Origin of the sequence: Lacihabitans lacunae, from assembly GCF_042649125.1 — a bacterium.
Classification (GTDB): Bacteria; Bacteroidota; Bacteroidia; order Cytophagales; family Spirosomataceae; genus Leadbetterella; species Leadbetterella lacunae.
On the sequence record NZ_JBHRYQ010000001.1, the window covers coordinates 4,363,284 to 4,375,874 of the forward strand.

Annotated in this window: 12 protein-coding genes; 5 read left to right on the top strand and 7 right to left on the bottom strand. The window is 35.2% G+C overall.

What is annotated here, in order from left to right:
- Positions 1-355: 355 nt before the first annotated feature.
- On the top strand, positions 356-3,547 hold the full coding sequence (locus ACFOOI_RS18675) for an NPCBM/NEW2 domain-containing protein (RefSeq protein ID WP_379839585.1): 3,192 nt from the start codon (positions 356-358) through the stop codon (positions 3,545-3,547).
- A gap of 35 nt (positions 3,548-3,582) precedes the next feature.
- Here ACFOOI_RS18675 and trxA read toward each other — a convergent pair whose 3' ends face one another.
- Positions 3,583-3,882 carry a thioredoxin gene (trxA, locus tag ACFOOI_RS18680; protein WP_379839586.1) on the bottom strand — a complete coding sequence of 100 codons (300 nt, stop codon included), beginning with the start codon at positions 3,880-3,882 and terminating at the stop codon, positions 3,583-3,585.
- A gap of 16 nt (positions 3,883-3,898) precedes the next feature.
- The gene (locus ACFOOI_RS18685; RefSeq protein ID WP_379839587.1) at positions 3,899-4,282 is read right to left on the bottom strand and encodes a DUF983 domain-containing protein; all 384 of its coding nucleotides are present in this window, start codon (positions 4,280-4,282) and stop codon (positions 3,899-3,901) included.
- 184 nt (positions 4,283-4,466) lie between these two features.
- Here ACFOOI_RS18685 and ACFOOI_RS18690 point away from each other — a divergent pair, with 184 nt between their 5' ends.
- On the top strand, positions 4,467-5,162 hold the full coding sequence (locus ACFOOI_RS18690; protein WP_379839588.1) for a molybdopterin-dependent oxidoreductase: 696 nt from the start codon (positions 4,467-4,469) through the stop codon (positions 5,160-5,162).
- Here the strand turns inward: ACFOOI_RS18690 and ACFOOI_RS18695 are convergent.
- Positions 5,153-5,983 (bottom strand): N-acetylglucosamine kinase, encoded by an 831-nt coding sequence (locus ACFOOI_RS18695; RefSeq protein ID WP_379839589.1) that lies wholly within the window; start codon positions 5,981-5,983, stop codon positions 5,153-5,155. The two genes, ACFOOI_RS18690 and ACFOOI_RS18695, sit on opposite strands and share 10 nt — an antisense overlap.
- A gap of 195 nt (positions 5,984-6,178) precedes the next feature.
- On the opposite strand from ACFOOI_RS18695, the gene ACFOOI_RS18700 reads away from it, so the two are divergent.
- Complete coding sequence (locus ACFOOI_RS18700; protein ID WP_379839590.1) at positions 6,179-7,405, top strand: M16 family metallopeptidase; 1,227 nt, start codon at positions 6,179-6,181, stop codon at positions 7,403-7,405.
- A gap of 52 nt (positions 7,406-7,457) precedes the next feature.
- Here ACFOOI_RS18700 and ACFOOI_RS18705 read toward each other — a convergent pair whose 3' ends face one another.
- From ACFOOI_RS18705 to ACFOOI_RS18720, 4 genes are all read right to left on the bottom strand, one after another.
- A complete protein-coding gene (locus ACFOOI_RS18705; RefSeq protein WP_379839591.1) occupies positions 7,458-7,643 on the bottom strand; it encodes a hypothetical protein in 186 nt (61 codons plus the stop codon).
- Positions 7,644-7,807: 164 nt separating this feature from the next.
- Positions 7,808-8,866, bottom strand: coding sequence for a 2Fe-2S iron-sulfur cluster-binding protein (locus tag ACFOOI_RS18710; protein ID WP_379839592.1), 1,059 nt, complete (start codon positions 8,864-8,866; stop codon positions 7,808-7,810).
- Positions 8,867-8,935: 69 nt separating this feature from the next.
- A complete protein-coding gene (locus ACFOOI_RS18715; protein ID WP_379839593.1) occupies positions 8,936-9,361 on the bottom strand; it encodes a barstar family protein in 426 nt (141 codons plus the stop codon).
- A 15-nt stretch (positions 9,362-9,376) separates the two neighbouring features.
- A complete protein-coding gene (locus ACFOOI_RS18720; RefSeq protein WP_379839594.1) occupies positions 9,377-9,829 on the bottom strand; it encodes a ribonuclease domain-containing protein in 453 nt (150 codons plus the stop codon).
- A 125-nt stretch (positions 9,830-9,954) separates the two neighbouring features.
- Between ACFOOI_RS18720 and ACFOOI_RS18725 the strand changes: the two genes are divergently transcribed.
- Positions 9,955-10,965 (top strand): SDR family NAD(P)-dependent oxidoreductase, encoded by a 1,011-nt coding sequence (locus ACFOOI_RS18725; protein ID WP_379839595.1) that lies wholly within the window; start codon positions 9,955-9,957, stop codon positions 10,963-10,965.
- A 118-nt stretch (positions 10,966-11,083) separates the two neighbouring features.
- Positions 11,084-12,499, top strand: a complete 1,416-nt coding sequence (locus ACFOOI_RS18730; RefSeq protein ID WP_379839596.1) for a tetratricopeptide repeat protein — start codon at positions 11,084-11,086, stop codon at positions 12,497-12,499.
- The last annotated feature ends 92 nt before the right edge of the window (positions 12,500-12,591 follow it).

A 12,591-nucleotide genomic window follows, 5' to 3' on the forward strand; every position in this document is an offset into this window, starting at 1 on the left:
AAATCGTAAAATTTTTAATAGGTTAGGCTTTTTGTTAGAATTTTGTCTTTTCGAAGGATTAGTATGAAGAATCGCTGCACTATTTTTAGAAAAATATATTATTTAAATTTTTTTGTTTCAAAATGAGCTTTAAAATATTTTAAATTAAAGTTTTTCGAAAATAAAGGTTCGTTTTTATTTAGTATTTAAACCAAATATAATTTTTTAATAAATTTCAGACAAAATCATAGTTTAATATCTAAAAGCTAAGTTTGTAAGTTTAGGGGTATTAATTTCCCAAATAATAAATAACTAAATACTTGAGAATAATTTTGTTGAAACATACTTAAATTTGTGACAAAATTGTTCTAAATAAATGAAAAAAGGGTCCATTCTAATGATTGGTGTAATATCAATCGTTTTGAGTATTTCTACATTCGCCCAGTTCCCTGCGGGTTTTTCTAAAGTTTCTGTTGGGAATTTTGATGGTCCTATGGGTTTAACTTTTGATAATGATGGCAGAATGTTTGTTTGGGAGAGAACAGGCAAAGTTTTTAAAGTCGAAAACAATGTAAAAACTTTAGTAATAGATATTGAGGAAGAGGTGGTTACTTATGGCGACTACGGCCTTATGGGATTTGTTTTAGATCCAGAATTCCTTACAAACGGTAAGGTTTATCTTTCCTATGTAGTTGATCCATATTATTTATTCAATTTTGGTACAGAAAACTATAATCCATATGTAAGTGAGCAAGGGGCTACTATTGCACGAATTACAAGGTTTACTTTAAATCCAAATATGAACTTTAGTGAGTTGGTGCCAAATTCAAGGTTAGTTTTATTGGGAGAAACTGCACAAACAGGAATGCCATTGACAGGTATTTGGCATGCTGGTGGCGACTTGAAATTCGGAGAAGATGGGTCACTTTTAGCAACTTTTGGCGATGGTGCGGCAGGGGCAGACTATGAAGATGAAGCCTTTGCACTCGGTATATTAAGTCAGGAAGAATATGATGCCAAGAGGTTATGGAGATGCCAATTACAGAACTCTCATGCTGGAAAGTTATTACGTTTAGATCCCGAAACTGGAAATGGCCTAGCGTCGAATCCATATTATAACCCAAGTGCTCCTCGATCGGCCGAAAGTCGCGTTTGGGCTAAGGGATTAAGGAATTCATTTAAGTTTTTTGTGAAGCAAAATTCAGGTGTTCATAATATGGAGGCTGGAAATCCCGGAGTTGTTTTCGCCGGAGACGTGGGGCAAGACACAAAAGAAGAAATAAATATTATTAAAACAGCGGGGCAAAACTTTGGCTGGCCCAGATTTGAAGGGATAGATCATTCGCATCTTTACAATGAACTTTTTGATCCTATAAGTTTTATACTACCAGCCATAGAGTGGGGCAGAGGGGGCTCCACGGCTAGGGTTGTTTCAGATAATAATATTTTGGAAGTCGGTTCAGAAAGTTTTTCTTCTCCAAATTTTACAGGTGGGTGTGTAGTCGGAGGCTTAATTTATTCAGGGAACATATATCCGGCCGAATATCAAGGGAAATACTTTTTTGCCGACTTTAATGATTCATGGGTTAAAGTGGCTGGTTTTGATGCCATGGATAATCCGACTACTATTTCTCCATTTTGTTCCTCTTGTGGTGGACTTACTACATTCGCATATAATCCAAATGATGGCTTAGTCTATTTTAGTTCAATTTCAGGAGAAATTGCCAAAATAGCGTATACTCCTTCAGGAAATCAATTTCCTGTGGCGAATTTTAATACAGATAAATATTTCGGAAACAATCCATTAACGGTGACTTTTGATGCTTCAAATTCCTCTGATCCTGAAAATGGATTATTAACATATGCGTGGGATTTTGGTGATGGGAATGTTGGTGCGGGCGTAAACATAAGTCATCAATTTAATTCACCAAATAATCAAGTTTCAAATTATATCGTAACTCTTACAGTAACAGACGATGGAGGCTTGACTAGTGTTAAGACTTTAAAGATTTTTTTAAACAATACGCCACCAAAAATATTGTCAACTAACCTTGATTCTCTATTTTCATTTAATAGAACAGGCGGAGTTGTCCAAAACCTAAGTGCTATAGTTTCAGACTTAGAGGAAAGTAATTCTAATTTAACCTATTCGTGGGAAGTAGAATTGCATCATAATCAACATTTTCATCCTGAGTTTTCAAGCCAAAGTCTTTCTACAAGTTTTATTTTAGATGCTGTGCCTTGTGATAATAATGTCTATTTTTATCGTTTTAAGTTTACTGTTTTTGATTCTGATGGTTTAAGCACAAGCTATATTAAAGACCTTTTTCCTAATTGTAATTCAGAAGATATTGTTCCCCCTTCCCAGTTTAATTTGAAAGTCCAAAATATTACATCTGATGGATTTGATATTTTATGGTCAAGTATTACTGATAATTACAATATTAAAAATATTCAAATTTTTGTGAATGGCCAATCTTTAGGATTCTTTTCAAAAGATATGGATCTTCATCATTACACTAGTACGACAAGTTTATTTGGTAAAAGTCAAAAAGTTCAGATAATAGCGAGAGATTTTGCTGGCAATCCAACTGTTTCTCCTCAATTGCTTTTCACTCCAATTGCATCCTCTTGTATTTCGAGTTTTACGCTATCGGAATTGGTGCCTCAAACATGGACTAACGGCTTTGGCCCTTTTGAAAAAAATAAAAGCAATGGTAATGATGGCAATGGTGATGGTGGTACACTTACTTTAAATGGCGTAACATATACCAATGGATTTGGGGTACATGCTCCTTCTGAATTGAAATTTGATATTTCTGGTTTGAATTTTACACATTTTGGAGCCGATGTAGGGATAGATGACGAGGTTAACGATTACAGTTGTGGAGAAGTGATTTTTAAAGTTTATTTAGATGGGATAGAATCCTTTAATAGTGGTAGCGTTTTCCCTGTTTCTGCAACACAGTCAATTAATTTACCGTTAGCTGGAGCCACTGAGCTAAAACTTGAAGTAGATCAAGCAAATGGCTCAAACTGTGGCGATCACGGCGACTGGGCAAATACCAGGCTTTTCAATAATTGTCCAAGCTCAGATTATGAAGCACCTAGTTTTGGTATGTTTTTAAACGGGCAATTTTCGCAAGGAAATTTAGATATTACGTGGAATGAAGCCACTGATTTAATTGATAGTAATATTGAATATGAAGTGTTTTTAAATGGGGTTTTAGTACAGGTGGTTTCTTCGTTAACTTATCAGTTTCAAAATATGCCGGTTGGAATAAATAAAGTGATAGTTCAAGCTTTAGATGATGCTGGCAACAGGGTCAATTCTAATGAGTTGGTTGTAATAAAATGTCCCGAAAATCTTTTGATTTCTAATATAAGTTCAAATGTTTTTAATTCTGGAGTAATAAGCAAAGATGCCTCAGTGAGTATAAGTGCTGAAAACCAAATTTCAGGAGCTTCAAATGTTACGTATTCTGCAGGGAATTATATTTTATTATTACCCGGTTTTTTGGTAGATAATGGGGCTGTGTTTTTGACGAAAATTGAGGGATGTAACTAAAAAAAAGCCCGATTTCTCGGGCTTTAAGATATTCATTATAAAAATCCATTCATCACCTGCTTAAGCTGGCTTAGTTGCAGTACGCCACTTTGTCGCCACTTTTGCTGTCCTTTTTGGAAAACCATCATCGTAGGTACTCCAGAAATGTTATACTTCCTCTGCAAAGCTGGGTTTTTATCGATGTCTATTTTGATAATTTTTATTACATCACCCATGTCATTTGCCAATTGCTTTAAGATTGGAGCCAAGGCTTTACAAGGTCCGCACCATTCTGCCGAAAAATCTATTAATACAGGCTTTTCGGAGTTTATTAGTTCTTCAAAACTTCCCGTCATTCTTTTATTTGTTTATTTATTTTGTTAATTCTTTTTTTTCTGGTTCATACTTTATCATAATCATCAACCAAAGTGAGCGAGACATTCTATAAATCCATTTGGTGAGTATCAGAGTTAATATTACGTAAGAAATTATATATCCTCGCCAGTCCACGGAGTCTTCGAAAAATAAGTAATATCCCACAGTTACGGTTACAAAAAGTGCAATATTTAGCATATAAGAAATATACATAGCACCATAAAAAAAACCGAGTTCCTTTTCATATTTCAAGCCACACTCCGAACAGTTGGTATTCATTCCAAACCATCCTTTTTTAGGCAAAATCCCAGTGTTTTCAAACAACTCACCTTTTCCACAACGAGGGCATTTCATTTTTAATGCCGCTGATAATTCACCCATTTTTATTTAATTTCTATTGTTGCTCAAATTTAAGCTTTTATGGCTCAAATAGTAAGTTTTATGTTGGTTTAATATATGAACATATATTCATATATATTGATTCCAAAACTTCAAAAAATACTAAGGCAACATATTTAATATGATTAGTGTTATATTCGTATATATGCTCAGTTGAAAAACAATTATGGAAGAAGAAAACAATAAACTTGATAGGATTATAGAAGCTAGAATGAAGCTGAAGGCGAGATTTGAATCCAAAATGGAAGCATCACCTTCTGTTTCGGACGAGAAGCCTTTGGGCAAAGGCCCAATTAACAGACATGGAATGCCCCAAACGCCCATTGGTCAAACTTTGACAGAGAAATGGCCTGTTTTAGATTTGGGATATCATCCTAAAATTGAACTACAAAACTGGCGATTAAAAATTGACGGTGAAGTAGAAAATCCCGTGATTTTAAACTGGGAAGAGTTTATGAATATGCCACAAACCGAAGATATAAGTGATTTTCATTGCGTAACCACTTGGTCAAAATTGGATATGCCTTGGAAAGGGGTAAGTTTTGCTGATTTAGCCGCATTGGCTATGCCCAAGGCTACAGCTACGCATGTGATGTGTTATGGCTATGATACTTACACCACTAATCTTTCTATCGAAGAAGCCTTAAAGTCTGATGTGCTTTTGGCACATACGGTTTATGATGCTCCTTTAGAACTAGAACATGGCGGACCTGTACGTATGGTCACTCCACAGCTTTACGCATGGAAAGGTTCTAAATGGATAAAGAGAATTGAATTTCTCAATACCAATAAAAAAGGATTTTGGGAAGAAAGAGGTTATTCTAACACGGCATATCCCTGGCGAAACGACCGCTATTCTTGATGAAATTCAACCAAGGCGTCAATAGGTTTCTCCACTATTTTGCTAATAATTAGATTATGACTCGCCGCCACTTGGGTTAATATATCTCCAAAATGGTGAGCAATAGAACCCACAAAACCGATGGGGCTTTGGTTCGGGTATTTTAAAACATATTTGGCAAAAAACTCGTCAAAAGACTGAATTATAAGTTTTTGGCATTGATAGTCTTCTTTGTTTTCTAACAAAAAAGGAGCAAACGAAGCAAAATATTTATTAGGCTTTGGCTGTGAATACGCTTGGTTCAATATTTCTAGGCGGTCTATTGTACCGTATTTTGATATAAATTTTGCGTTTAACTCTTCACTTAAATTTTTGTGTAAATAATCTAAAATAAGTGTTTTACCTAAGTGGCCGCCACTGCCTTCGTCGCCAAGCCAAAAGCCCAGAGGGGGTATTTGAAAAGAATTCATTTGCCCATCCCAATAGCAGCTGTTTGAGCCTGTGCCTAAAATACACGCCAGGCCCTCATAGTTGCCAAACAGGGCTCTTGCAGAAGCAATTATGTCGCTATAGGTAAATATTTCAGTCCTGTTTTTAAGAACTTTACGAATTCCATTTTTTATTATGTCGGCTTTGCTTTCGTCAGTTATTCCTGTTCCATAAAAATGAACCTCGGTTATTTCTTCATTTCCTAAGCTAGCAAACGAATCTTTGATGGCCATATATACCTCATCTGAGCTAACGAAATATGGATTTAACCCAACGGTGTTAAAACTTTTGGAAGTCTCGCCTATACACCGCCAATCAGTTTTTGTAGATCCACTTTCCGCTATAATTTTCATAAAATATGCCTTGTTTTAGTTTGTTCAAAGATAATATAAACTGACAAATTAGTACAAAGAGCTCTAAATGAAATATAATAATTGATTTGGTATTGTTTCCTTTTAGGAACAAAGAGTATTTTTATTGGGTTATGTGTCTATTAAATGTAATTAGCGTAACTTTGCAAATTATTTTTTTGGATTTTAAATTTTAAAATGACTGAATTTCAGCTTCATACTCTTCCAAATGGAATCAGAGTAGCATATAAGCAAGTATATAATACCAAAATTGTTCATTGTGGAATAATGTTGGATATCGGGAGTCGTGATGAGCTTCCACATCAAGCTGGCCTTGCCCATTTTTGGGAACATATGGCTTTTAAAGGCACCAAGAAAAGGAAGTCATATCACATTATCAATAGCCTAGAAGCAGTAGGTGGTGAGCTAAATGCCTATACTACTAAAGAAAAAATCTGTTTTTATGCTTCTGTTTTAGACTCATATTTTGAGAAATCGGTTGAGCTTTTAACTGACATCACATTTAATAGTATTTTTCCTGAAAAACAGCTTGAAGTAGAAAGAGGTGTGATTTTAGAGGAAATGTCTATGTATTTAGATTCGCCAGAAGACGCCATTCAGGATGAATTTGATTCCTTAATTTTCCCGAATCATCAGCTAGGAGTCAATATTTTGGGAACGCAAGAAAGTGTGCAGCGTTTTAAACGTCAAGACCTTATAGATTTTATTGACGAAAATTTAGATACCGAAAAAATTGTTTTGTCTATCGTTGGAAACCTAGATTTCAAAAAGGTTATAAAAGTGTCGGAGAAGTTATTGAGTGACATTCCGGTGAAACGTAGAGTTAAAACTAGGCTTTCGCCCACAGAATATGTTTCTACAAACCACAAAATAGATAAGAAAAACAATCAGGCCCATGTGGCCATTGGTAGGCCTTCATATGCTATTCATGATAAAAATAGGCTCCCATTTTTCGCTTTGGTAAATCTCTTAGGTGGCCCAGGTATGAACTCGCGGTTTAACCTAAGCCTTCGTGAAAAATACGGTTTAGTTTACCAAATAGAGGCTTCTTATTCTAGTTTTATGGATACAGGCTTTTTCGGAATTTTCTTTGGCACAGATCCCCAAAATCTAAATAAGGCCATGCGTCTTGTTAACAAGGAAATGGAGCAGTTAATGCAAAAACCTTTGGGCCTTGTGCAATTAAAGACCTTAAAAGATCAGCTAAAAGGGCAGTTGGCTATGGCCGAAGAAGGCAAGCAGGGCTATATGTTAATGATGGCCAAGAGTCTTTTGGATTTAGAAAAAGTGGAGAGCCTTACCCAAATATTTGATGATATCGATAAGATTGACCAAACTGTACTTATGGATTTGGCAAATGATATGTTTGATAAAAACCAATTGTCATCTTTGGTTTATGTATAAAAAAAGGCCCTTTTGAGGCCTTTTTCTTACTTTTTGTTGGGTTACTTTCTTATTATCCTAAAAAAGTAATCTTCTTTTTAAAAATTACTGAATCAAACTGAAAACTCCCTAACTCATCTTTAATCTTTCTAACTGCTTTAACAACATCCTGTTTTTGGGTGTGTTTGCAAAAGTTTGTATGAGGGAAAGGCATTAGCGGAAGGCCTAGAAATAAAAATGGGTAAAGGTTTTTTTTCAAATCACTGTAATTTTATATTTTGACTTTGCTAAGAAATAATGGTCACTCAATCTTCTGTTTATTTAAAGAAAATAGGTCACATATTTTTACTTGCGTATAAAGCAAAAAAAAGCTCACTTCGAATATTCAAAAGTGAGCTTTTTTGTATCTAAATAAAACGCCAATTACTCTATCTCAAGTACCACACCTTCTGACATAGGGTGAGCCACACATGTGAGTATGTATCCTTCTTTTATTTCACTTTCGGTTAATCCGTCTTCTTCGTCCATCAATACTTTACCTGAAGTGCATTTTCCCATACAAGCCGTACACATACCGGCTTGACACGAGTATGGCAAGTCAATGTCTTTTTCTAATGCGGCCTCTAAAATCGTTTGGTGAGGGGCTACTTCTATATCATGTGTTTCACCATCGTATATAACTTTCACTATTTGGATTTTTAACTCACTTGCTTCCGCTTCGTTAAGCTCATCCAATATTGAGGTAGCATGAAATTTTTCAGAGTGAATATTTTCTGAAGGAGTATTAAATAGTTCTAAAGTTTTGTTTACTTCTTGCATAAGGCCTTCTGGTCCACACATGTAGAAAAGGTCTTTTTGGAAATCCACTCCCCAGTCTTTAAAAACCATTGTAGCACTAGCTTGGCTTATTCTACCTTTAAGTCCGAGCCAATTATCGTTAGCCTTACTTAGGACATGTACTATTTCAAATCTCTCTGGGTACGTATCACACAGTTGCCTTAGTTGCTTATTAAAAATGATATTTTCTTCATCCTTGTTGCCATATAACAAGAAAACCTTGGTGTTAGGCTCACTTTTTAGTGCGGTTTTGGCGATCGACATTAGAGGTGTAATGCCGCTACCAGCACCAACCAACACCACGTTTCGGTCAGTGGGTGTTTCCGAAGGTTCAAAAAAGAAGGTCCCCATAGGTTCTACCACTTCTAGGAAATCACCAATTTTTACATGGTCGTTCAGGTAATTTGATACTATGCCGTCTTTTACCCGTTTCACAGAAACAGCCACGGCCGTATCAAAACTAGGAGAGCTACACATCGAGTAGCTTCTTTTTATTTTCTTTTTGTCTTTATCAGGTACCGTAATGGTGATAAACTGGCCAGCTTTGTATTTTACTTGCTCGTTTATAGGGTGCCAAAACTGTATAGTTATCGTATCAGGCGTTTCTTGGATAACTTCTTTTACCTGAAGGAAATATGATTTCATTTCGTTTTTTTTAGACCCAAAAGGTCAATTGTTTTTAAACTGTTTGCCTAACGTATAAAACGTAAAAGTTTACAGTTTGTTTAGTAAATCTGCCATTTCGTCGCTGTCTTCAAAACAAAACAACAATTCTTTTTTAGGAATGTAGTCGTCGTCATCTGGGCCGAGGTCTTCGTCAGGCTCCATCCATTTCCAGTCTTCGCTTATGGCATCAAGCATGTCTAACAAACTCAAGATTTTGTCTTCGCTTCTTTCGTTAATTAGGAAACTTTTAGTGTTTGTAAAATAAACCGCAATTTTTTCATCTTCCAACCAAGATAAATCATTTAGGAGCTCATCGAGTGAGTCCATATTAAATCCAAAATAATCTGGAAAATAGAGTGAAGTAGCTAGAGTTTCGTAAAATTCTCGAAGAGAGGTTACTTTTTTAGAATCAATAGTGATGACTACAAAATCTTTGTGAATTTCTTTCGGCTCACAAATCAAGAGATTTTTCATTGCTTTGTTAAAAAATTATTTTTTTGATGGTTTTATTTTAATAAATGATTGATAATGGTCAGGCGTATAGTACCCATTATTATAATTGTCTGTGACTATTCGTCTTGCTCCTCTGTTTTTACCTTTTATTTTCGGATAAATATCCCATTCTTGATATGAAATATTTTTTCCATTTGAATTTTTTATTGGGAGAAGTTTTTCAAAATTATTGAATTTTCTGCCTCCTACATATCCGTCAGGGGCAGACTGATTCTTTATTACATATGCGTACATTTCAATAGCCTCTGCAGGTATGACTTCTTGGCGGCCCGTAATATCCGAGTTGTGAATGTCTTTTGGAAAGACATCTTGGGAGTTTATGGAGTTAGTTTTTGGAGAAACGCCTTCGGTTTCATTTTCATGAAAGAAATATCCTGCGAGAGCTCCAAAACAAAAAATGGCTACAAAAAGTATTACTTTTTTAAACATGTAAAAAGTAAGGTGTTATTTTGTGTTAAAATTAATAGCACGAAAATAAGACTTGTTTGTTTAATTCTTCAATTTCAATTAAAAAGAATTACTTTAAACCTTACTTTTGTTAAAAAAAAGCCAAAATGAAGGTCTTAGTTACAGGTATTACAGGTTTGGTTGGAGCCGAAATAGGAAAAACATTGCTAGCCAAGGGTTTTAAAGTTCGGGCACTCGTAAGAGAAACTTCGGATCTTAGTGCGTTATCTGAGATCTTGGATGAGATAGAAATAGTCAAAGGTGACATCCTCGATGTTCTTTCATTAGAAAAGGCATTAGAAAACATTGATACTGTAATTCATACAGCGGCCATAGTATCGTTTGCTCCAAAAGATAGAGCAGATATGTATAAAGTTAACATAGAGGGCACTGCCAATGTGGTTAATTTATGTTTGATTCAAGGTGTTTCTAAATTGATATTTATTAGTTCAATAGCCTCTTTGGGTAGACCAACCGCTCACCAATCGGAAGGCAATAAAGCTATCGAGATTTCAGAAAATCAAAAATGGGAAGATTCGGACCTGAACTCGCACTACGCCAAAACCAAATACTTGGCTGAATGTGAGGTTTGGAGAGGCGAAGCAGAAGGCTTAAAGGTTGTAGTTTTAAATCCATCGATAGTGCTCGGTGCAGGAGATTGGACCAAAAGTAGCACTAGGTTGTTTAAGTATGTATTTGATCAAAAGCCTTTTTATACACCTGGTTATATAAATTACGTAGACGTAAAAGATGTGGCAGCTTTAGCTGCTTTGTCTTTAGGTGAGGAGGTTTACGGTCAGCGATTTGTGGTATCGGGTGGTAATATTAAGTATGCAGATTTTTTTAAAGAAATAGCAAAACGGTTTCACAAAAATCCTCCGAATAAGCTTTTGGGGCCGAGGAGCATCGCCATTCTTTGGCGAATAGAAGCTTTGCGTTCTTTTGTTTTTGGGACTAATCCATTAATTACAAAGGAAACCGCCAAAACAGCTCAGACTCAAATTTTATACAAAAACCAAAAGGCAGAAAAATATTTTAATTTCGAATTTAGACCACTAAATCAAACACTTGATGAAGTTTGCGGTGACCTTCTGAAAGAATATTCAGAAGTAATTTGAATTTAAAATGATATTTAATCGTTAGATTTATTTCGAAAAAAAATATAGAATTATGAAAAGTTATCATAGACTTTTATTAATTTTATTTGAGTGAATTTAATAGCAAAACCCCTTCCGCATGAGTCAAGAATATGGTGACCACTTTGATGAGTTTAATGAAGCAACCTTGGCGGATGCGGCTCTGAGATTTGAAAATATGCTCAAAAAAAAAGAGGCTCCTTATTTTTCTGAAGAAACCTTTGAGTCTCTTTCAGAATATTATCTTCTGAAAGGCAAGTTTGAACTTGCTTTTAAAGCCTGTAAATATGGACTAAAGCATTATCCAAATTCTTTGGAGTTGATGTTAAATAAAGTACAGTTGTTGATCAATAAGTTTGAGCTTGAAGAAGCAAATGAGCTTTTAGACCATGCCAGTATTTTTCATCCATCAGACAACGAAATCGAGTATTTTCGCGGTGTAATCTTGATTTATACAGGAGAAAACGAAAAAGCATTGGAGCTTTTTAATAATCTTTTGATTTTAACCGAAGAAAAAGAGAATATCCTCTTTCAGGTTGGCATGGCTAACATGAATCTAGGAGCTTTTGATGAGGCTGTGGTTGCATTTAAAGATGCCATAGAGGGTGGCTCAAGAAACGAAATATTGTTTAATGAACTCGTTTATTGCTACGAAATACAGGGAAAGGCTGAAGAAGGAATTGTCTTTTTTCAAAAATTAATAGATTTAGACCCGTACAATCACCTTGCTTGGTTTGCATTAGGTTTAAGTTTCAATTGTCTTAATTTATTTGAGAAAGCCCAAGAGGCTTTTGAATTTGTGGTGGCTATTTCGGAGGATTTTTCTACTGGATGGTATAACCTGGGGTTAACTTTCATGAATTTGGAGAGTTTTGAAAAAGCAAAGGAGGCTTTTCAGAATACACTAAAATACGAAGAACCTAATGCCGATGTGTTAACTCACTTGGCTGCATCGCATGAGAAATTAGAAGAATATGGCGAAGCCTATAAGTTTTACAAAGAAGCATCTACTTTAGATGAGTTTTGGGACGACGCATGGTATGGAATGGGTTCGGTTTTGTACGAACAAGAGAAATACCTAGAGTCTATTCATTTTGTAAAAAAAGCAATTAAGTTAAATGATATAAATGCCGACTATTGGTTATTGTTAGGTGATAACGAATCAAAGTTAGGCAATGTGGTTTCTTCGGGGGAGGCCTATTATAAAGCCGCAGATTTGGATCCAATCAATCCTGATATTTGGTTAAACTGGTCTTTGTTATATTTCGAAAATGAAGAGTATCACCGTGCGTTTGAAATTGTATATGAAGGTATAGAAGAGTTGCCAGAAGACGCTGATCTTTATTTTAGGGCTACGGTTTATTTACTTTATGATAGCAATTTTAATGAAGCGTATAAGTACTTGCAAGAAGGATTGATATTGGATTATGATAAACATGTACAGTTGTATGAGTTTTTTAGTAACCTAGATACCCTCAAGGCCTTGCAGCGTATAATAGATCAGTTTAGGAAATAAAAGTATTTCAAAATCAATATTTTAGAGTATTTAGCTGATATTGAAGAAAAACTTCCATTTCTTTTTTGCATTTCTTTTACTTATTCCAAAAT

Bases quoted from the DNA above. Each gene is read 5' to 3' on its own strand.
- ACFOOI_RS18720 (WP_379839594.1), bottom strand. From the start codon at position 9,829: ATGTTTAAAAAAGTAATACTTTTTGTAGCCATTTTTTGTTTTGGAGCT.
- ACFOOI_RS18675 (WP_379839585.1), top strand. From the start codon at position 356: ATGAAAAAAGGGTCCATTCTAATGATTGGTGTAATATCAATCGTTTTG.
- ACFOOI_RS18690 (WP_379839588.1), top strand. From the start codon at position 4,467: ATGGAAGAAGAAAACAATAAACTTGATAGGATTATAGAAGCTAGAATG.
- trxA (WP_379839586.1), bottom strand. From the start codon at position 3,882: ATGACGGGAAGTTTTGAAGAACTAATAAACTCCGAAAAGCCTGTATTA.
- ACFOOI_RS18710 (WP_379839592.1), bottom strand. From the start codon at position 8,866: ATGAAATCATATTTCCTTCAGGTAAAAGAAGTTATCCAAGAAACGCCT.
- ACFOOI_RS18725 (WP_379839595.1), top strand. From the start codon at position 9,955: ATGAAGGTCTTAGTTACAGGTATTACAGGTTTGGTTGGAGCCGAAATA.
- ACFOOI_RS18730 (WP_379839596.1), top strand. From the start codon at position 11,084: ATGAGTCAAGAATATGGTGACCACTTTGATGAGTTTAATGAAGCAACC.
- ACFOOI_RS18700 (WP_379839590.1), top strand. From the start codon at position 6,179: ATGACTGAATTTCAGCTTCATACTCTTCCAAATGGAATCAGAGTAGCA.
- ACFOOI_RS18695 (WP_379839589.1), bottom strand. From the start codon at position 5,983: ATGAAAATTATAGCGGAAAGTGGATCTACAAAAACTGATTGGCGGTGT.
- ACFOOI_RS18715 (WP_379839593.1), bottom strand. From the start codon at position 9,361: ATGAAAAATCTCTTGATTTGTGAGCCGAAAGAAATTCACAAAGATTTT.
- ACFOOI_RS18685 (WP_379839587.1), bottom strand. From the start codon at position 4,282: ATGGGTGAATTATCAGCGGCATTAAAAATGAAATGCCCTCGTTGTGGA.